17 protein-coding genes are annotated in these 19,348 nt (G+C 79.5%); 4 read left to right on the top strand and 13 right to left on the bottom strand.

Annotated elements, in window-relative coordinates; genetic code table 11:
• Positions 1–2 precede the first annotated feature (2 nt).
• Entirely contained in the window at positions 3–905 is a 903-nt protein-coding gene (locus EDC03_RS15665) for a glycosyltransferase family 2 protein (protein WP_199720320.1), read from the bottom strand.
• A 174-nt stretch (positions 906–1,079) separates the two neighbouring features.
• Between EDC03_RS15665 and EDC03_RS15660 the strand changes: the two genes are divergently transcribed.
• The gene (locus EDC03_RS15660; RefSeq protein ID WP_123381188.1) at positions 1,080–1,277 is read left to right on the top strand and encodes a DUF2795 domain-containing protein; all 198 of its coding nucleotides are present in this window, start codon (positions 1,080–1,082) and stop codon (positions 1,275–1,277) included.
• A 15-nt stretch (positions 1,278–1,292) separates the two neighbouring features.
• Complete coding sequence (locus EDC03_RS15655; protein WP_123381187.1) at positions 1,293–2,309, top strand: UDP-glucuronic acid decarboxylase family protein; 1,017 nt, start codon at positions 1,293–1,295, stop codon at positions 2,307–2,309.
• Between the two features lie 60 nt (positions 2,310–2,369).
• Here the strand turns inward: EDC03_RS15655 and EDC03_RS15650 are convergent, their stop codons facing one another.
• From EDC03_RS15650 to EDC03_RS15590, 12 genes are all read right to left on the bottom strand, one after another.
• Positions 2,370–2,720, bottom strand: a complete 351-nt coding sequence (locus EDC03_RS15650; protein WP_123381186.1) for a hypothetical protein — start codon at positions 2,718–2,720, stop codon at positions 2,370–2,372.
• The gene (locus tag EDC03_RS15645; RefSeq protein ID WP_123381185.1) at positions 2,717–3,586 is read right to left on the bottom strand and encodes a fructosamine kinase family protein; all 870 of its coding nucleotides are present in this window, start codon (positions 3,584–3,586) and stop codon (positions 2,717–2,719) included. The genes EDC03_RS15650 and EDC03_RS15645 overlap by 4 nt, the downstream gene beginning before the upstream one ends.
• 36 nt (positions 3,587–3,622) lie before the next feature.
• Positions 3,623–3,958: a hypothetical protein gene (locus tag EDC03_RS15640; protein ID WP_241967221.1), complete on the bottom strand. Its 336-nt coding sequence runs from the start codon at positions 3,956–3,958 to the stop codon at positions 3,623–3,625.
• A 298-nt stretch (positions 3,959–4,256) separates the two neighbouring features.
• Positions 4,257–5,204, bottom strand: a complete 948-nt coding sequence (locus EDC03_RS15635; protein WP_199720319.1) for a DNA-3-methyladenine glycosylase family protein — start codon at positions 5,202–5,204, stop codon at positions 4,257–4,259.
• Between the two features lies 1 nt (position 5,205).
• Positions 5,206–6,333 (bottom strand): glycosyltransferase family 9 protein, encoded by a 1,128-nt coding sequence (locus tag EDC03_RS15630; RefSeq protein WP_123381183.1) that lies wholly within the window; start codon positions 6,331–6,333, stop codon positions 5,206–5,208.
• Positions 6,334–6,336: 3 nt separating this feature from the next.
• Positions 6,337–7,032 (bottom strand): SDR family oxidoreductase, encoded by a 696-nt coding sequence (locus EDC03_RS15625; RefSeq protein WP_123381238.1) that lies wholly within the window; start codon positions 7,030–7,032, stop codon positions 6,337–6,339.
• A 92-nt stretch (positions 7,033–7,124) separates the two neighbouring features.
• The gene (locus tag EDC03_RS15620) at positions 7,125–9,395 is read right to left on the bottom strand and encodes a PfkB family carbohydrate kinase (RefSeq protein WP_206749999.1); all 2,271 of its coding nucleotides are present in this window, start codon (positions 9,393–9,395) and stop codon (positions 7,125–7,127) included.
• Positions 9,392–10,633 carry a glycosyltransferase gene (locus EDC03_RS15610; RefSeq protein WP_422393832.1) on the bottom strand — a complete coding sequence of 414 codons (1,242 nt, stop codon included), beginning with the start codon at positions 10,631–10,633 and terminating at the stop codon, positions 9,392–9,394. The genes EDC03_RS15620 and EDC03_RS15610 overlap by 4 nt, the downstream gene beginning before the upstream one ends.
• On the bottom strand, positions 10,630–11,667 hold the full coding sequence (locus EDC03_RS15605) for a glycosyltransferase (protein WP_123381181.1): 1,038 nt from the start codon (positions 11,665–11,667) through the stop codon (positions 10,630–10,632). The genes EDC03_RS15610 and EDC03_RS15605 overlap by 4 nt, the downstream gene beginning before the upstream one ends.
• A 163-nt stretch (positions 11,668–11,830) precedes the next feature.
• Entirely contained in the window at positions 11,831–12,985 is a 1,155-nt protein-coding gene (locus tag EDC03_RS15600; RefSeq protein ID WP_123381180.1) for a glycosyltransferase family 9 protein, read from the bottom strand.
• Complete coding sequence (locus EDC03_RS15595; RefSeq protein ID WP_123381179.1) at positions 12,982–14,544, bottom strand: HAD-IIIA family hydrolase; 1,563 nt, start codon at positions 14,542–14,544, stop codon at positions 12,982–12,984. The genes EDC03_RS15600 and EDC03_RS15595 overlap by 4 nt, the downstream gene beginning before the upstream one ends.
• Positions 14,541–16,184 (bottom strand): carbamoyltransferase family protein, encoded by a 1,644-nt coding sequence (locus EDC03_RS15590; protein WP_123381178.1) that lies wholly within the window; start codon positions 16,182–16,184, stop codon positions 14,541–14,543. The genes EDC03_RS15595 and EDC03_RS15590 overlap by 4 nt, the downstream gene beginning before the upstream one ends.
• A 223-nt stretch (positions 16,185–16,407) precedes the next feature.
• Here EDC03_RS15590 and EDC03_RS15585 point away from each other — a divergent pair, with 223 nt between their 5' ends.
• Positions 16,408–17,838, top strand: a complete 1,431-nt coding sequence (locus tag EDC03_RS15585; RefSeq protein WP_422393836.1) for an aldehyde dehydrogenase family protein — start codon at positions 16,408–16,410, stop codon at positions 17,836–17,838.
• A gap of 199 nt (positions 17,839–18,037) precedes the next feature.
• Positions 18,038–19,276 carry a hypothetical protein gene (locus EDC03_RS17945; protein ID WP_199720316.1) on the top strand — a complete coding sequence of 413 codons (1,239 nt, stop codon included), beginning with the start codon at positions 18,038–18,040 and terminating at the stop codon, positions 19,274–19,276.
• Positions 19,277–19,348: the final 72 nt, after the last annotated feature.

Here is a 19,348-nt window from a genome sequence, read left to right as displayed (position 1 = left end):
GCTCAGCCGGCCTCGACGAGGACCTTCAGCCCCGCCTCGACCGCGGGCGGGTTGACGCGACGCTGCCGCAGGGCCGCGGGCACCGACGTGCGCGCGCGCCAGAGGGCGCGGGGCCGCTGCCGGGCGGTGCGGACGAGGGAGCCCGCCACGTGCGGCCACGGGCGGCGCATGACCGCCGTGAGGAACGCCGCGCGCGCGACCTTGACGGCGCGCTCGTCGCGGACGTCGCGCCGGGGGGAGGGGTGGTGGTGGATGACGACGTCGTCGACGTACGCGAGGCCGTGCCCCGCCGCCGCGAGGTCGTAGGCCACGCGCTCCTCCTCGCCGGGGAAGAACACCACGTCGTCGAAGCCGCCCACCTTGAGGAAGGCGTCCCGGCGGACGGCGGCGGCGCAGGCGACGAAGCCGAGGAGCGACGGGCCGGGGAGGTCGTCGTCCGTGCCGAGCGCCGAGCGCGCCATGACCTCGCAGATGCCGTCGAGGCGCTCCTCCGGGCCGACGAGGATGCGCGCGTTGACGAGCGCGAGGCGGGGGCTCGCGTCGAAGAGGTCGGCGACGCGGGCGAGCATGCCCGGCGCCCACCAGGAGTCGTCGTCGGCGAAGGCGACGTAGGGGGTGCGGGCCCGCTCGACGCCGAGCGTGCGCGCGGCGGCGCCCCGGTTGGCCGGCAGGGCGACGACGTCGACGTGCGGCAGCTCGCGCCGCACGGCCTCGACGGTGCCGTCGCTGCTGCCGTTGTCGACGAGGACGACGGGCGCCTCGTGGCGGCGCAGGCTGGCCAGCAGCTCGTCGCGGCGGTCCTTGCTCACGACGACGACGGTGACGCGCTCCGCGAGAGGACGTCCCGCCGACGGCGCGGGGCCTGCGGCGGTCTCGGGGCGGGAGGACGGGGGCTCGACGGGCACGGCGGGGACGCTAGCGGGCACCCGCCGCGCGGCTGCCGGGGGGAGACGGCAGAGTGGCGCGCGGCCGGCCCCCTGCACCCGGGCCGCCCGTGGCCGGGCCGCCCCCGCGGGGCCCGCCGCACCGCAGGGACACCGCCGTACCGCAGGCATCCAGCACGAGCACCGGAGGACACCATGGCGAACCGCCCGAACCCCATCGAGCTCCAGAAGCACCTGTCCGGCATCGACTACCCGGCCGGCAAGGACGCCATCGTCAAGAAGGCCGAGGACAGCGGCGCGCCCGACGACGTGCTCGAGGCGCTCCGCGGCATCCCCGACCGCGAGTACGAGGGCCCGAGCGGCGTCAGCTCCGCCTTCTCCGACCAGGCCTGAGGCGCCGGCCCGCCCGTGAGCACCGCAGCACCCCTCCCCACCGCCCCCGGGCGGGCCGACCCGCCGCGGCGGGCCGTCGTCACCGGCGCCGCCGGCTTCCTCGGCAGCCACCTCGTCGAGGAGCTCCTGGCCCGCGGCACCGAGGTCGTCGGCCTCGACAGCTTCCTCACCGGGACGCCGCAGAACCTCGCGCACCTGTCCGAGCACCCCGGGCTGCGGCTCGTGCGCTGCGACATCACCGACTACGTCCACGTCCCCGGTGACGTGGACCTCGTCCTGCACTTCGCGTCGCCCGCGTCCCCGGTGGACTACCTCAAGCTGCCGATCGAGACGCTGAAGGTCGGCTCGATCGGCACCATGCACGCCCTCGGGCTCGCCAAGGACAAGGGCGCCCGGCTCGTCCTGGCCTCGACGTCGGAGGTCTACGGCGACCCGCAGGTGCACCCGCAGCCCGAGGACTACTGGGGCCACGTCAACCCCGTCGGGCCCCGCGGCGTCTACGACGAGGCCAAGCGGTACGCCGAGGCGCTGACGACGGCGTACCGGCAGACGCACGGCGTCGACACGGGCATCGTCCGCATCTTCAACACCTTCGGCCCGCGGATGCGCCCGCACGACGGCCGGGCCATCCCGACCTTCATCCGGCAGGCGCTGGCGGGCGAGCCGCTCACCGTGGCCGGCGACGGGCAGCAGACCCGCTCGGTCTGCTACGTCGACGACCTCGTGCGCGGCATCCTCGCCCTCGCGGCGTCCGACCACGCCGGGCCGGTCAACATCGGCAACCCGACGGAGCTGACGGTCCGGCAGATCGCCGAGGACGTCATCGCGGCCACCGGGTCGTCGTCGGTGGTCGAGCACGTCGGGCGGCCGGTGGACGACCCGCAGGTGCGCCGGCCCGACACGACGCTCGCGGCGGCCGCGCTGGGCTGGAAGCCCGAGGTCGACTGGGCGGACGGCCTGGCCCGCACCGTGGCGTGGTTCCGGGACGCCGTCGTGCCCGGTGCCGGCCGGGCGGTCCCGCCGACCCGCTGACCCGCGCACGCCCGACGGGCGCCGTCCCTGCCGGGGCGGCGCCCGTCGTCGTCCCCGGCCTCAGCGTCCGGGGGCGACGCCCTCCTCGGGCTCGTCGAGACCGTCGACGGCGCGCACGGCGTCCCCGAGCGACAGGTCGGGGCGCCGGCCCCGCAGCTCCCGGACCGCGGCCGTCCGCCCGGAGGCGGCCAGCACCGCGGGCAGGTCCCGGAGGTCCTCGGGCGTCGGCGGCGGGGCCTGACGTCGGCGACGCCGGTCCACCTCGCCCTGCGCGACGAGCACCGCGGCCCCCAGCAGGCCGAGCAGGAGCCCCCACGAGCTCCCCGTGGCGGCCAGGACGAGACCCGTCGCGAGGGCGAGGACCGCCACGACGAGCACCGCCCACATCGCGGCGGACGGACGCCCGCTCACAGCGCGGTCCTGGCCGCGGCGCCGGCGGCGGGGCCGTAGGAGCCGCCGAAGCGCACGGCGTGGCTCAGCAGCGGCGGGAGCTGGTGGAGGCCGACGCGGTCCCGCCACCCGTCCGCGAGCGGCGTCACCTCCTCGTAGGCGGCGACGACGCGGGCGGGGAGCCCGCCGAAGAGCTCGAGGAGCGCCAGGTCGGCCTCGCGGTGGCCGCCGTGGGCGGACGGGTCGAGCAGCCAGGGGCGGCCGTCGGCCGTGCGCACGACGTTGCCCCACCACAGATCGCCGTGGCAGCGCGCGGGCGGCTCGGGCGGGCCCATGAGCTCCTCGGCGCGGTCGACGGCCTCCTCGACGGCGGCGAGGTCGGCGCGGGACAGGTGCCCCCGGTCGGCGGCGGCCCGGGCGTGGGGGAGCACGCGCTGGCCGCCCCAGAAGGACGCCCACGACGACGTGGGGGTGACGGGCAGCCGGCGCGAGCCCAGCGCGGGCGACGCACCGGGCGGCACGGCGCCGAAGGCCTCCGCGCCCGCGGCGTGCAGCGCGGCGAGGCCTCGGCCCAGGAGCTCCTCGCCGGCGGCGTCCAGCGAGGAGCCGCCGGTGACGTCGAGCATCTCCAGCACGAGCACCCGTCCCTCGGCGGCGACGACCGCGGGGACGGGCGGGGCGCCGTCGACCTCGTCGAGCCACCGCAGCCCCGCCGCCTCCGAGGCCACCATCTCCTCGCCGCCCTCGCGGGCGTACCGCTTGACGAAGACCCGGCGTCCGTCCGCGAGCCGCACCTCCTCGGCGGCACCGACGTCGCCCCCGCCGAGCGGACGGCGGGAGCGGACGGGGCCGAGGGAGGCGGGCAGGTCGTCGTCGGCGGGGTGCACCCGCCCATCCTGGGCCGGGCGGCGCCGTCGGCCGCGTCAGGCCGCGCCGCGGGTCCGCTTCGGCGGCTTCCCGCGCCACGCGAGGCTGCGGGCGTCGAGCTCGGCGACGAGCGGCGCGCCCTCGGCGTCCATGCGCTCGGCGAGCGCCACGGCCCGCTCGAGCGCCTCCGGGGGCAGCCGGGTGAACGCGGCGCCGCGGCCGGCGGGCAGCACCTCGCGCCAGGCCCCGCCGAGGGTGTTGTCGAGGACGACCCGGCCGACGCAGTGGTCGACCTGCACCGCCCACCCCTCCGCCCGCCCGCGCGCGGGGAGCCGGTCGAGCACGAGCTCGCGGTAGCGCGCCAGGAGGTGTGCGCGGTGGTCCTCGTCCACGCCCCCCATGCTCGCCGCGCCCCGCCCCGTCCGCCCTCCCAGCGCACCGACGGGCAGGAGGGCGCCCACGTGCCGGGTGAGGGGCTCGGGGTGGGCAGATGGGCGCCCACGTGCCGGGTGAGGGCGCCGGGGTGGGCAGATGGGCGCCCACGTGCCGGGTGAGGGCGCCGGGATGGGCAGATGGGCGCCCACGTGCCGGGTCAGGGGACCGGGGTGGGCAGATGGGCGCCCACGTGCCGGGTGAGGGGACCGGGGTGGGCAGATGGGCGCCCAGGTGCCGAGAGAGGGGGGCGGCGGGTCAGGCGGGGAGGGCGTTGATGGCGTGGGGGACCGCGCCCCAGAGGTGCTGGAGGGCGTAGCCGCGGACGGGGGACCAGACCGCGGAGCGGCGCTCGAGGGCGCGGGCGTCGTCGGCGAGGCCGAGCGCGCGGGCGCCGGCGACGGCGCCGAGGTCGGAGGGCAGGAAGGCGTCGTCGTCGCCGAGGGCGCGCAGGGCCACGGTCGACGCCGTCCAGGGGCCGACGCCGGGCAGCGCGAGGAGGGCGGCGAGGTGCTCGGCCCGGGCGCCGGGGTCGAGGCGGCCGACGGGGACGTCGAGGAGGCCCTCGCGCAGCGCGGCCACGACGCCGAGGAGGGTGCGGCGTCGGGCGTGGGGGAGCGCGAGCTCCTCGGCCGTGAGGGCCGCGAGGCGCTCCGGGGTGGGGAAGAGGTGCGTCGCCCCGGCGACCGGGACGGGCAGGGGCTCGCCGTGGCGGGCCACGAGGCGGGCGGTGTGCGTGCGGGCGGCGGCGGTGCTCACCTGCTGGCCGAGGACCGTCCGCACGGCGGACTCCGCCGCCCCGCAGGCCCGCGGCACCCGCCGGCCGGGGACCGCGGCGACGAGGGGCGCCAGGGCGCCGTCCGCGGCGAGGACGGCGTCGACGGCGCCCGGGTCGGCGTCGAGGTCCAGCCACCACCGGACCACCCGGGCCGCGGCGTCGAGGTCCGCCGGGTCGCCCCCGAGGAGGTCGAGGCGGACGCCGCCGGGGGCGTCGTCGCCCGCCGGGGCGTGCGCGGCGACGACGGCCGGGCCGCCCGGCAGCGCCAGCGTGCGGACGAGGGCGCCGCCGCCCGGCGCGGGCACCCACCTCTCCACGCCCGGCACCGCCGTGGCGGCGAGGTGGCCGAACAGCTGCCCGACGTGCAGCGGCGTCCGCGCCGGCAGCGTCGTCGTGGCGAGCGGGGGCGGCAGGACGGCGTCGTCCACCTCAGGCCGCGCGGCGGGCCGGCAGGGCGGCGAGGGCGCCGAGGACGTCGTCGACGGTGGTCCGGGCCAGCACCGGGTCGACCGCGGCACCGTGCGGGTCGCCGCGGTACGCCGCCGAGGGCGCGGGCCACAGCACCGGGTGGAGGTGGTGGTCGACGGCGGGGCCCCACGCCGCCGGGCTCGTCGGCCCGAAGAGCAGGACCGACGGCGTCGCGAGCGCCGTGGCGAGGTGGGCCACCCCGGTGTCGCCGCACACGAGGGCGCGGGCGCCGGCGAGGAGCCCGGCCAGCTGCTCGAGGTCGCAGCGGCCCGCGGTGTCGACGACCACGCACGACGTCGGGCCCGAGCGCGCCACGACGGCGCGGGCGCGCACCGCCACCTCGGCCGTGACGTCCGCCTCGGCCGCCGAGCCGGTGAGGACGACGTCGCGCCCGCCCGCCACGAGCGCCGCCGCGAGCGCCGTCCAGCACGACGCCGGCCAGCGGCGGGAGCCCGACGCGGCCCCCGGGTGCAGGACGACGGTGCGTCCGGGGCGGGCCGCCTCCGCCGGTCCCGGCGCCGTCCGCTCGGGCGCCAGGGGCGTCGGCCACGCCGCGGCGTCGAGCCGCAGGTCCTCCGGCCCGCAGGGCGCGCCCGTCGTCGCCCGCACGAGCGAGGCCCACCGCTCGACCTCGGCGACGTCGTCCGACCAGGCCGGGCCGTCGAGACCGGCGGCGGGGCAGGCGTGCCCGAGGAGCCTGGCCCCGTCGGCGCCGCGCTCGTCGAGCAGCCCGCGCAGCGCGAGGGCGCTCTGCGGGCCGCGGCCGTGGAGGTTGACCGCGGCGACCACCGGCCAGCCCGGCGGCAGCACGGCAGGGTGCTCGTGCGCCGCGGCGACGACGGCGTCCTCGGCGATCGCCGCCACCCCGTCGACCGGCAGGACGTCGTCGACGACCCCCCGGCGCCGCAGCAGCCCCCCGGGTCCCGAGGGCCCGGCGAGGACGAGGTGCGCGCCGGGGAAGGCCCGCCGGAGGCCGCGCAGCGCCGGGACCCCGGTGAGGGCGTCACCCAGCCCGAGCGCGCGCAGCGCGAGGACGACCCCGGCACGGGTGCCGGGGTCGTCCTCGGGCGACGGGGGGACCGTCCGCACGGCCTACGGCCAGGAGGGCTCGGTCGAGACGGTGACGACCATCTCGCGCACCTCGGTGCCGACGGGCTGCCGCAGCGCGTGCACGACCGAGTGGGCGACGACGCGCGGGTCCATGAGGTCGGCGTCCGGTCCCGGCCGGTACTGCTCGGTGCGGCCGTCGAAGAAGTGGGTGCGCATGCCGGCGGGGACGAGCATCGTCACGCCCACCTCGCCCGCGAGCTCCAGCTGCAGCGCGCGGGTGAACCCGACGACGCCGAACTTGCTGGCGCAGTAGGCGCTCGCATCGCTGGCGGCCCGCAGGCCCAGCGAGCTGGACACCGTGACGACGACGCCGCGCGCGGCCTTGAGGTGCGGCAGGCAGGCGCGGACGGCGGCCGCGGTGCCGATGAGGTTGACGCCCACGACCTGCGCCCACCGGTCGGCCGGGACGTCCTCGAGGCGCCCGACGGCGTCCGTGCCCGCGGCCGTGACGACGGCGGTGGGCGGGCCGACCTGCTCGACGAGCTCGGCGACGGCGCGCTCCACGGCGGCGGCGTCCGAGACGTCCGCGAGGGCGTGGGGGACGTCGGCCGCCGGGGCGGCGCGGTCGATGACCGCGGCGGTGCCGCCGAGGGCGCGGACGACCTCGACCACGGCCGCGCCGAGGCCCGACGAGCCGCCGGTCACGTAGACGGTGCCGATCTCCCGCTGGCCGGCCATGCCGCCCTCGGGGCCCACGGCGGGGCCGGTCGGCAGCGCGACGGCGGCCTCCTGCCCCCCGGCGGTGGTGGGCTGGTCGGTGGTGCTGCTGCTCACGGGTTCTCCTGCTCGGCGGGGACCGTCGCGGGGGCCCCGCGACGGAGGATCTCGGTGGTCGAACGGCCGTCGAGGTAGGGCAGCAGGACGACCCGCCCGCCCCACCCCTGGACGAGGGGGGCCTCCGGCATGACGGCGCCGGCCGCGCCGTAGTCGCCGCCCTTGGCCCAGACGTCGGGCTGCAGGACGCGCAGCGCCTCGCGCGGGTCGTCCTCGTCGAAGACGGCGACGGCGTCGACGGCCTCGAGCGCCTGCAGGACCCGGACCCGGTCGGCCTGGGCCTGGACCGGACGGCCCTCGCCCTTGAGCCGGCGCACGGAGGCGTCGGAGTTCACGAGGACGACGAGGGCGTCACCGAGGCGGCGGGCCGCCTGGAGGCACGCCACGTGCCCGGCATGGAGGACGTCGAAGCAGCCCCCCGTGGCCACGACGGTGCCGCCGGCGGCGCGCACCCGGGCCAGGAGCCCGGCCACGTCGGCGGCGCGCGCCGGCTCGGCGGGGTCGCCGCCGCCGGTCGCCGTCGGGGCGGTGACGGGGGCGGACGGTGCCGGACGGGCGCCCGCGGCGCGGCGCGACCGCCAGCCGGCGGCCCCGCCGCCCGCGACCCAGGCGGAGGCGTCCTCGACGGCCTCGACGACGGCCTCGGGCAGGACGGCGCCGCGGGCGAGGGCCAGCGCCGCCGTGGCGGCGAAGCGGTCGCCGGCGCCGCACGGGTCGCCGCCGGCGACGACGGGCGCGGGCACGTAGAGCGGCTCGGTCCCCGGCAGGCCGAGGAAGGCGCCCCGCTCGCCGACGGTCACGACGACGCCGCGCGCGGCCCAGCGGCGCGCGAGCGCGCCGGCGCCGTCGTCGGGCCGGGGGGCGCCGCCGAGGACGCGGGCCGCCTCGGAGAGGTTGGGCGTGACGAGGGCGCAGCCGTGGACGGGCTCGCCGCCGCGCGGGTGCGGGTCCCACACCACGGGGACGGACGCGGCGGCCGCGCCGAGCAGCGCGCGGACGCCGGGGTCGTGGGTCGTGCCCGCACCGTAGTCGGACACGAGGACGACGTCGGCGGACGCCAGGACCGCGCGCAGCTCGTCGAGGTCCGGCGCCGAGGGCGTGCCCGGCCCGCCCGAGTCCACGCGGACGAGGGACTGCCCCGCCGCGCGGACGCGGGTCTTCGTCCGGGTCAGACCGGTGTGGGGGAGGGCGACCAGGCGGAGGCCCTCGCCGTCGCCCGTGCCCTCGACGAGGGCGGCCCGCAGCCGGCCGCCGTCCTCGTCGTCGCCGACCGGGGCGACGAGGACGACCTCGACGTCGTCGGCCGTGGGGCTCGCCCCGCCCGCCCGGCCCGAGGCCACGAGCAGCGCGGTGAGGCCGGCGCCGCCGGGGCTCTCGGTCGTGCGGCGGAGGTCGACGACGGGCACGGGCGCGTCCGGCGCCACCCGCTCCACGACCCCCTCGAGGTCGCGGTCCAGCACCACGTCGCCGACGACGACGACCCGCCGGCGGCGGCCGCCGCGACGGACCGACGGGGCGTCGTCGGACGGCTCGACGACCACGGGCCCGTCGGGCGTCGTGCCCGTGGCGGCCGCGTCCGGGGCGTCCGGGGCGTCCGGGGCGTCCGCGGGGACGGGCCCGCCGGCGTCCGCGGCGGCCAGCGCGGTGTCGACGCCCGCGCAGAGGGCGTGGACGAGCACGAGGTGCCCCTCCTGGACGCCCGAGGTCGACGGCGCGTCGACGCCGACGACCTCGTCCGCCAGCTCGGCCAGCGGGTTGGGCAGCGGGCCGGTGAGGGCCCACACGCGCATCCCGCCGGCGCGGGCGCGGGCGGCCGCCTCGAGGACGTTGGGGCTGCGGCCCGAGGTGGACAGGAGGACGACGACGTCGCCGGGCCGGCCGTGCGCCTGCACCTGGCGGGCGAAGACCTCCCGCTCGCCGTAGTCGTTGCCGATGGCGGTGACGCTCGAGGTGTCCGCGTGCAGCGCGATGGCCGACAGCGGGCGCCGCTCGTCGACGAAGCGGCCGACGAGCTCGGCGGTGAGGTGCTGCGCCTCGGCGGCGCTGCCGCCGTTGCCGGCCGCGAGCAGGCGGCCCCCGCCGGCGAGGACGCCGGCGAGCTCGGCGCCCCAGCGGTGGAGGACGGCCGCGCTCGGCCGCAGGCGGCCGAGGGCGGCGACGAGCTCGTCGACGTGGCCGTCGAGCCAGGGCGCGGCGGCCGCGGCGGAGGCCGGGTCCGTCGGCACGAGCGGGTCGGCGGGGCGCGGGTGCTGCGGGGCGTCGGTCACAGGGCCTCCAGCCTCGTGCGGGCGAGGACGCCCGCGTAGACGTCCTCGGTGCGGGCGGCCACCTCGGGCCAGCCGTAGTGGGCGACGGCGCGCTCCCGGGCGGCACGGCCCCAGGCCTGCCGGCGCGCCGGGTCGTCGAGCAGCGGGGCCAGGGCCGCGGCCAGGGCGACGGGGTCGCGCGGGGGCACGAGGACCCCCGTCACCCCGTCCTCGACCGTGTCGAGCAGCCCGCCGACGGCCGACCCGACGACGGGACGGCCGCAGGCCATCGCCTCGAGCGGGACGATGCCGAAGGGCTCGTACCAGGGGGCGGCGACGACGACGTCCGCGCTGCGCAGCAGCGCCGGCAGGTCGCCGTGGTCGGCCCGGCCGAGCAGGTGGACCCGGTCGGCCACGCCGACCTCCTCGGCGACGGCGAGCAGCCGCTGCGCCTCGGCGTCGATGGCCAGGTGGTCGGCGGGCGGCCCGCCCGCGACGACCAGCTCGGTGCGGCCGAGCGCCGAGCCGGGCGCCAGCGCGAGGGCGCGCACGACGTCCTCGACGCCCTTGCGCTCGACGAGGCGCCCGACGACGACGACGCGGTGCGGCATCCGCCGCGGCGGACCGCCCACCGGGCCCTCGGGCGTGAAGCGGGCGACGTCCACGCCGCAGGGCACGACGTGCACGGCCGCCCCGTCGGCGCCGAGCCCGTCGCGGCCCTCGGAGCCCACCAGCTCGCGCACCTCGTCGGTGCACGTGGCCAGGACGGCGTCGACGTCGGCCACGAGGCCGGCCTCGACCGCCACGCGCGAGGGCGGGCTCGTGTCGTCCGCGCCCTGGTGACGCCGCTTGACCGAGCCGAGGGCGTGGAAGGTGATGACGAGCGGGAGACCGACGGAGCGGGCGGCCTGGCGCGCGGCGACGCCGCTCATCCAGAAGTGCGCGTGGAGGAGGTCCGCCGGGTGCTCGAGGAGGTGGGCGGCGAGCTCCCGCCCGAAGGCCTCCATGTGCGGCAGCAGCGCGTCCTTGGGCACCTCGGTCGGCGGGCCGGCGTCGACGTGGACGACGTCCACGCCGTCGGCCAGCCGCACCCGCTCGGGCAGGTCGACCGCGTCGCGCCGCGTGTAGACGGTGACCTCGTGGCCGCGGGCGGCCAGCGCCGTCGCCAGGTGGGCGACGTGGACGTTCTGCCCGCCGGCGTCGACGCCGCCGAGCGCGGCGAGCGGGCTCGCGTGCTCCGAGACCATCGCCACCCTCACGCGGCGACCCCCGTGCGGCGGCGGACGGCGCGGGGCAGGTCGCCGGCGACGACGGCGTCGAGGACCTCGTCCCAGTCGGCGAGGAACCGGGCCAGCCCGAACCGGGACAGCGCGTGCTCGCGGGCGGCGGCGCCGGCCTCGCGGGCCGCGGCCGGGTCGACGAGCCAGCGGCGGGCGGCGTCGGCGAGCACGCGGGGGTCCGCCGAGACGACCCCGCCGGCGGGCGGGACCGCGTCGGCCGCCGCGGTGCTCGCGACGGCGAGGACCGGCAGGCCGATGGTCATGGCCTCGACCAGGGCGAGCCCCAGGCTCGTCCACCGGTACGGGTGGAGGTAGGCGCGGTGCTCGCCGAGCCGGGCGTGCATGGCGGCCTGGGGGACGTCGTCGTGCAGGCCCAGCAGCCCCGCGGGGCCGGCCCCGCCGCCGACGGGGACCCCCCGCTCGGCGGCCAGCGCGGCCAGCGCGGGCATGCCCATGCCGTAGACCTCGACGGGCAGGTCGCGGGCCAGGTCGAGGACGACGTCCGTGCCCGCCACGCGCTCGCGCCGCACCGGCTCGTTGACGACGACGCCGAGGCTCTCCCGCGTGCCCGTGGCCAGCGGCCCCGGGTCGACGACGGCGTGCTCGACGACCGTCGTCGGCGCCGACCCGTTGTCCCACATGAGCGCGTTGTAGGCGGTGACGTGGACGACGAGGTCCGGCCCGTCGGCCGCGCGCTGGCGGCTGCGGGCGGCGTGCTGCGTGGGGGCGTCGTGCTCGAGGTGCACGACGGGCACGTCGACGCCGGCGCGCAGGCCGGTCCAGGCGAGGAGCAGGTCGGCCTCGTGCGCGCGCTGGAGGACGACGACGTCCGGCGGGTCCGCCGCGAGCTGCTCGGGCGTGACCTCGAGCGCGGCAGCCGGCCAGTCCCACGTGCGCGCGCGCCCGCGGCCGTCCGGCCCGCGGTCGGGCAGGACGGGCAGCAGGTACGTGTGGTCGCCCTGGACGAACGACGTCGTCCAGGAGCCGTGCACGTGCCACAGCAGGACCCTCATGCGTCCTCCCCTCGTCTCTGCAGACCTCCGGGCCCGCGGCGGCTGCTCGGGGCACCCATCGCGGTGAGCCGTCCGCGGGGAGCGTCTTCTCCACCACCCGGGCCGGCCGTGCACGCGCCGGACCTGCGGGGGGCTGGGCAGGTCGGGCGCGGTCGACGGGCCCTCACGGGGCCGCGCCGACCACAGACCGTAGGGCCTCCACGACCGTGCCACCGCGCAGCGCGAGGCAGGGGTGGCCCTCGACCGGGCACTCGCGGGCCCGCGAGAGGGCGCACGGCGCCGCCTGGTCGCCCAGCAGCGCCACCGGCACGCCCCAGGGCGCCCAGCGCTCGGCGGGCACGACGGGGGAGAAGAGGGACACGACCGGCGTCCCCACGGCCGCGGCGAGGTGGGCCGGGCCGGTGTTGCCGACGACGACGGCGCGCGCGGCCCGCAGGAGCGCCGCGAGCCCGGCGAGGTCGGTGCGGCCGGCCGCGTCGACGAGCCGGCCGGTCGCCGCGCCGGCCCGACCCGCAGCGGGTGCCGGGGCGTCGGCCGCGTGCGCGACGACGTCGGCGACGAGCGCCCGCTCGCCCGGCGAGCCCGTGACGACGACGTCCCACCCGTCGGCGACGAGGGCCGCGACGGCCTCGCCGGCCACCGCGGGCGACGGCGCGCGGGCGGGGACCGAGGCGCCCGGGTGGACGACGACGAGCCGCCGCCGCCCCTCCGGCGCCTCGAGCGCGGCGAGGTCGGCCGGCAGCGCGGCGGCCGCGGCGTCGACGAGGTCGTCGCGGACCGCGAGCCGCGTGGTCGCGGGGTCGTCGGCGTCCACCGCGCGGCCGGTGGCGGCCACGAGGTCCAGCGCGGCGAGCACCTCGTGCCCGCCGCCGCTGCCGTCCGCGCCGCCGCCGCGGCGGTGCCGCACGTCGAGCAGCGAGCCCGGGTAGTCCTCGCTCGTCCCGACGACGCGCGGCGCGCCGGCCATCCGGGCGAGCAGGGCCATCGGCAGGGGGCTCTGGTGGAAGGACGTCACGACGACGACCTCCTCGTGCGCGCGCCCGCGCAGCCAGGCCAGCAGCTCCTCGACCGCGGCGAGGTCGAGCGGCGGGGGGCGGTACCCGCTCCAGGGCACGCGGACGACGTGCACCTGCGCCACCCCGGGCAGCAGCGCCGCCGCGCCGCGGCCGTCGGGCGAGACGAGCAGGTCCACCTCGCGCGGCCGCCCGTCGGCGCCCGTCCCGAGCGCGCGGACGGCGGGACCCGTGAGCAGGACGTCGCCGTCGCTGTCGAGCCGGACGGCGAGCACCCGGCCGCGCGGCGCCGCGGGGGCCGTCACAGGACCCCGGGCAGCAGCAGGCGCACCGCCCCGGCCAGGTCGTCGGCGACGAGCGGCGCGTCCTCGACCTCGCGGCGACGGGTGACCGGGGTGGGGACGAGGACGGAGCGGGCGCCGGCGGCGCGGGCGGCGCCGACGTCGGCACCGATGTCCCCGACGACCGCGCACGCCGCCGGCGGGACGCCGAGCGCCGCGGCGGCGGCCTCGACCATGCCCGGCCCGGGCTTGCGGCAGCGGCAGCCGTCCTCCGGGCCGTGCGGGCAGACCTGCCACGTGGCGAAGGGCCCGACGGCGCGGTCCACGGCCGCGTTGACGGCGTCCACCTGGGCGCGGGTGAGCAGGCCGCGCGCGACGCCCGACTGGTTGGAGACGACGCCGACGAGCACGCCCGCGCGCCGCAGCGCGGCGACGACCTCCGCGGCGCCGTCGACCGGGGCCACGAGCGCGGGGTCGCCGTTGTAGGGCACGTCGTGGACGAGCGTGCCGTCGCGGTCGAAGAGCACCGCCTCGACGGGCGGCGGCCAGGACGGCAGCCCGCCGCGCACGCGGCGGGTCCCGACGAGGCGGTGCCGGAGCGCGGCCGGCGGGATGGCCACGCTCGTGGCGAGCATGGCGCGCACCTCGGCCGCGGTCCGGGGCCCGGGGGCGATGCGGCGACGGGCGAAGTCGGCCGTGAGGGCGGCCCAGCCCGCGACGCCGGCGGCCGCGAGGCGCGGTCGGCCGGCGACGGCACCGGCCAGCCCGAGAGCCGCTGCCGCGCAGGTGGCCACGTGCCACCGGAGGCGGCCGCGCGGGACCTCGGCCACCTCGCGCCACCGCGGGCCGTGCAGCGCCCGCATCGTCGCGTCGTCGCGGTTGCCCGCCTGGACGCGCAGGCTCACCCAGGGGTCGGCCGGGCGCACCGGGTGCGTCGTCGTGCGGCTGCCCCGCACGAGCCGCCACCCGGCGCGGCGGACCCGCAGCGCGACGTCGGCGTCCTCGCGGTAGGCCCGCGGGAAGCGCTCGTCGAAGCCGGCGACGGCCTCGAGGGCGGCGCGGCGGTAGGCCATGTCGGCGGTGGCCCAGGCGGCGGTCTCGAGGCCCTTGGTGCCGCGCTCCCAGTCGGTGGGGCGACGGCCCGCGGGCAGGGGGACGTCGAGGCGGCCCTGGCTGCCGCCCACGTCCGGGCCCGCCGCGGCGAGGTCGGCGGCCAGCCCGCGGGACCAGCCGGCCGGCAGCAGCACGTCGTCGTCGAGGAAGGCCACCCACGGCGAGGCGGTGACCTGCCAGCCGAGGTTGCGGGCGGCCGCGGGCCCGCCGCCGCGGCTGCGGACGACCCGCAGCCGCCACGGCAGGGCGCCGCCGCCGCCGAGGGCGTCCAGCAGCTCGGCCTCGAGGGCGCCGTCCTCGGTCACGTCGCGCCGGTCGTCGACGACGACCACCTCGGCCGGGGCCGGCCCCTCCTGCGCGGCGAGGCTGCGCAGGAGGGCCAGCAGGCTGGGCCGCCCGATGCTCGGGACGACGACGTCGTGGACGACGGCCGCCGGCGTGCCGGCGCCCGCCGGGGGCGCCGTCGTCACGCGGCGGAGAAGGCGTCCGCGCGACGCACGAGGTGGGGGCCGAGCACGAGCACGTCCACGGGGGCCGAGCCGAACAGCTCGAGGGCGTCGCGCGGGTCGTCGACCATGGGGCGGCCGGCGGTGTTGAGGCTCGTGTTGACGACGACGGGCAGGCCGGTGCGCTCGGCGAAGGCCTCCAGCAGCGCGGCCACGCGGGGGGTCCGCCCCGCGTCGACCGTCTGGATGCGGGCCGTCCCGTCGACGTGGGTGACGGTGGGCAGCCGCTCCTTCCACTCGTCGCGCACGCGGTGGACGAAGAGCATGTACGGGCTCGGGAACGGCCCGTCGGCGAAGATCTCCTCGGCCCGGTCGGCGAGGACCATCGGCGCGACGGGGCGGAACTGCTCGCGCCCCTTGACGTCGTTGAGGCGCTCGAGGTTCTCCGCCTTGCCGGGGTGCGCCATGAGCGAGCGGCGGCCGAGGGCGCGGGGGCCGAACTCGGCCCGGCCGTCGAACCACGCGACGACCCCGTCGGCGGCGAGGACGTCGGCCACCTCGCCCGCGAGGTCGTCCGGCGTCGTGAAGGGGACGCGCGCCGTCCGCAGCCAGGCCGCCAGCTCCTCGTCGGACCAGGAGCGGCCGAGGTCGGCGCCCGGCATGGGCTCGACGGCCACGCCGGCGTCCGCGGTGACCTGCAGGGCCGCGCCCAGGGCGGTCCCGGAGTCGCCGGAGGCGGGCTGGACCCAGACCTCCTCGAAGGGCGACTCGCGCCACACCCGGCTGTTGGCGACGCAGTTGAGGGCGATGCCGCCGGCCATCGTGAGGACCCGGTCGCCCGTCTGCCCGTGCAGCCACGTGGCGAGGTCGACGAGCAGCTCCTCGACGAGCAGCTGGACCGACGCGGCGAGGTCGGCGTGGGCGCCCCCCCACGTGCCGTCGTCGACCCGCCGCGGCGCGAAGCGCTCCCAGTCGGGCTCGCGGGCGACGAAGGAGCCGTCGCCCGTCGCGTGCAGCGAGGGCCGCAGCGCGTCGGCGAAGCGCGGCTCGCCGTAGGAGGCGAGGGCCATGACCTTGAACTCGTCGCTCGAGCGGAGGAAGCCGAGGTGGTCCGTGAGCGACTCGTAGACGAGGCCCACCGAGTCGGGCAGGTCGGTCGTCACGAGCGTCTCGAGGCGGCCGCCGACGTACCGGCCCGCCAGGTGGGAGCCGCGCTCGCCGCGCCCGTCGAGCACGAGGACGCTCGAGTCGCCCGCGACGGCGAGGCCGGCGGAGGCGGCGTGGGCCACGTGGTGGCGGACCATGACGACCTTGTCGCGGTCCAGGCCCGGCAGCGCCGTCGCGAGGAAGCCGGCGGCCTTCTCGGCGTACGTGGTGCGCAGGTGGTCCCACGGGTCCTGCAGCCCCATCTCCTCCGCCGGGCGGCAGAAGGAGGCGTCGTAGGAGTACGCGACGGCGTCGAGGTCGGCGGGCGTGAGCCCGGCCTCCTCGAGGCACCAGCGCATGGCGTGCTCGGGGAGCTCCCACGCCGAGAAGGGGACGGGCCGCTTGCCGTGCTTGCGCCGGGAGAAGCGCTCCTCCTCGGCGGCGGCGACGACGCGGCCGTCGACGACGAGGGCGGCGGCGGGGTCGTGGAAGACGGCGTTGACGCCGAGGACGCGCATGGGGCACTTCCTACCGTGCGGCACCGACGGCCCCGACCACCGGGCGCGCAGGGGCCCGCGGCGCCCCGGGCGACGGGCGCCCCCGGGGGACGACCGGGTAGAACAGCCTCCCGTGACCTCCTCCTCGGCGCCCGAGCCCGCCCTGCCCGCACCGGCCGTCCCCGTCGCCACCCCCGGCACGACGGGCGGCGACGCCGCCGGGCCGGCCGGGACGTCGACGCACGTGCTCGGCGGACGGGCCGTCGCGGCGCGCGGGGACCGGACGCTCGACGTCGTCGACCCGACGACGGGGGAGGCCGCCGGGACCCTGCGGCTCGCGGGGGCCGACGAGGTCGAGGCCGCCGTGGCCGGTGCGTCGGCCGCCCGCGCCGCCTGGCGCCGGACCGCGCCGTCGGCCCGTGCCGCCGCGCTGCGGGCCGCGGCCGCGGCCGTCCGGGCCGACGCCGACGAGCTGGGGGCGCTGCTGCAGCGCACCACCGGTCGCCTGCTCGGCCAGGCCCGGGCGTCGGCGGAGGTGGCGGCGGAGCTGCTCGAGGAGGCCGCCGTCACCGGCGTCCTCGACACCGGCCGCTCCCTCGGCGGGTCCGTCGACGCGGTCGACGTCGTCCGCCGGGAGCCGCGGGGCGTCGTCGCCGTCCTGACCCCGTGGAACGACCCCTACCCGGCGGCCGCGGGCCTGCTGGCGGCGGCGCTCGTCACCGGCAACACGGTCGTGCACAAGCCGTCCGAGCGCTCCGCCAGGGCGGGTCTCGAGCTGGGCCGGCGCATCGCCGAGGCGCTGCCGGAGGGCGTGCTGCAGGTGCTCGTCGGGGACGGGGAGACCGGCGCGGCCCTCGTGGCCGACGAGCGCGTCCACGTCGTCGCGCACGTGGGGAGCACCGCGACGGGTCGTCGGATCGCCGCGGCGGCCGGGGCCCGCGGGGCCCGCGTCCTCCTCGAGAACGGCGGCAAGGACCCGCTCGTCGTCGACGCGGGCGTCGACCCCGCGTGGGCGGCGCAGCAGGTCGCCACCGGTGCCTTCACCAACACCGGTCAGCTGTGCACCGCGGTCGAGCGGGTCTACGTCCACGAGGACGTCGCCGACGCCGTCCTCGCCGAGCTCGTCGCGCTCGCCGACGGCCTGCGCTGCGGCGACCCGGCCGACCCGGGCACCGGTCTCGGCCCGCTCGTCGACGAGCGGCAGCGCGCCGTCGTCGAGCAGCACGTGGACGCGGCGGTGGCCGCCGGCGCACGGGTCCTCGCGGGCGGGGCGCGGCCGGACGGGCCGGGCTCCTTCTACCCGGCGACCGTGCTCGACGGCTGCACGGCCGACATGGCGGTCATGACGGAGGAGACCTTCGGGCCCGTGGCCGCCGTGACGCGCGTGCCCTCCTTCGCCGAGGGCCTCGCGCTGGCCGACGCGGGGGCGTACGGCCTCGCGGCGACGGTGCTGACGCCCAGCACGGCGCACGCCCTCGAGGCCGCGGAGACGCTGGAGGTGGGGACGGTCAAGGTGAACGCCGTCTTCGGCGGGGCGCCCGGGGGCTCGGCCGACCCGCGCCGGGCCAGCGGGCAGGGGAGGGGCTTCGGCCCGGACCTGCTCGGGGAGCTGACGTCGCTCAAGGCCGTCCACCTCGAGGCGGCGCCGCCGGCGACGGGGTCGCAGGGCGCCTGAGCAGGCACGACGCCGGGTCGCCCCGGGACCGCCCGGGGCGACCACCGGCGCCACCGGGAGGTGCGCCGAACGGGTGAGGGAGCCGCCCGGGCGGCGCGTCGGCCTCCCGGAACCCTCGGTCCCGCGGACGTCGCCGGGCTACTCTCGATCCGTCGAGCCCGCCACCCGGGCAGCTCGGGGGCGAGGGGAGGCGAGACGCATGGCCGCAGGACGCGCCCGTCGTCGCAACCCCGCCGAGGTCGTCACCGTCGGCGCCGGCATCGTGCTCCTCGTCGCCGCCGGCCACGGCGCCGTCGCCTCCGCGACCGGCGGCATGGTCTACGTCGACACCGCGCTGCTCGCCTCCGAGGACGGCGTCCCGCGCCCCCAGCCCACCGCCGCGTCGGTGCTCGCGCCCTCGGCGGCGCCGGGCGGCTCCGACGGCGAGAAGGCCCGCTGGGCCACCGGACGTCCCGACACGCCCCTCGACATCCAGAGCTACTACGCGAGCGGCTCCCAGAGCGACCTCCTCGCGCCGGTGCCGCCCGGCGCGGGCGACCGGCCTCTGACGGACAAGCCGGTCGTGCCGGTCGCGGACCCGGTGCCGCCGGTCGCCGAGCCCACCACCCCGGTGGTCACGCCCGAGCAGCCGCCGGTCGTCGAGCCGCCCGTGGAGGAGCCGCCGGTCGTCGAGCCGCCCGTGGAGGAGCCGCCGGTCGTCGAGCCGCCCGTGGAGGAGCCGCCGGTCGTCGAGCCGCCCGTGGAGGAGCCCCCGGTCGTCGAGCCGCCCGTGGAGGAGCCCCCGGTCGTCGAGCCGCCTGTGGAGGAGCCCCCGGTCGTCGTGGACCCGCCGACGGAGGAGCCCCCGGTCGTCGTGGACCCGCCGACGGAGGAGCCCCCGGTCGTCGTGGATCCCCCGACGGAGAAGCCGCCGGCCGAGGAGCCGCCGGCCGAGGAGCCCCCGGTCGTCGTGGATCCCCCGACGGAGAAGCCGCCGGCCGAGCAGCCCCCGGCCGAGCAGCCCCCGGTCGCGACACCTCCTGCCCCGCCCGTCGAGACCCCGGCGCCGGAGCCGTCCACCCCGGCCGAGCCCGAGCCGACCGACGAGCCGACGACCCCGGCCCAGCCCGAGCCGACCGACGAGCCGACGACCCCGGCCCAGCCCGAGCCGACCGACGAGCCGACGACCCCGGCCCAGCCCGAGCCGACCGACGAGCCGTCCACCCCGGCCCAGCCCGAGCCGACCGACGAGCCCTCGACCCCGGCCGAGCCCGAGCCCAGCGCCGAGCCGTCGACCCCGCCGTCTGCCGAGCCCGCACCGGAGCCCGACGCCGAGCTGCCCACCGACGCCGACGGCCTCGCGCTGCTCTCGGTGGCGCTCCTGCCGCCGTGGCTGCGGCGCAGCCGTCTGGTCCGCGTCCCGCTGGACGACGTGACGACGGGCGAGCCCCGCGCCTGACCTCCGGAGCACGTCCCGCGACGACGAGAGGCCCCCACCGACCGGTGGGGGCCTCTCGTCGTCAGGGGGTCT

The sequence above is a fragment of the Pseudokineococcus lusitanus genome (assembly GCF_003751265.1).
Classification (GTDB): domain Bacteria; phylum Actinomycetota; class Actinomycetes; order Actinomycetales; family Quadrisphaeraceae; genus Pseudokineococcus; species Pseudokineococcus lusitanus.
This window is presented reverse-complemented; position numbering and strand designations above follow the sequence as displayed.

What these genes read in the sequence shown, in the direction of transcription:
- EDC03_RS15590 (WP_123381178.1), bottom strand. Translation starts at nt 16,184, where the DNA reads ATGCGCGTCCTCGGCGTCAACGCCGTCTTCCACGACCCCGCCGCCGCC.
- EDC03_RS17945 (WP_199720316.1), top strand. Translation starts at nt 18,038, where the DNA reads ATGGCCGCAGGACGCGCCCGTCGTCGCAACCCCGCCGAGGTCGTCACC.
- EDC03_RS15605 (WP_123381181.1), bottom strand. Translation starts at nt 11,667, where the DNA reads ATGAGGGTCCTGCTGTGGCACGTGCACGGCTCCTGGACGACGTCGTTC.
- EDC03_RS15625 (WP_123381238.1), bottom strand. Translation starts at nt 7,032, where the DNA reads ATGGCCGGCCAGCGGGAGATCGGCACCGTCTACGTGACCGGCGGCTCG.
- EDC03_RS15660 (WP_123381188.1), top strand. Translation starts at nt 1,080, where the DNA reads ATGGCGAACCGCCCGAACCCCATCGAGCTCCAGAAGCACCTGTCCGGC.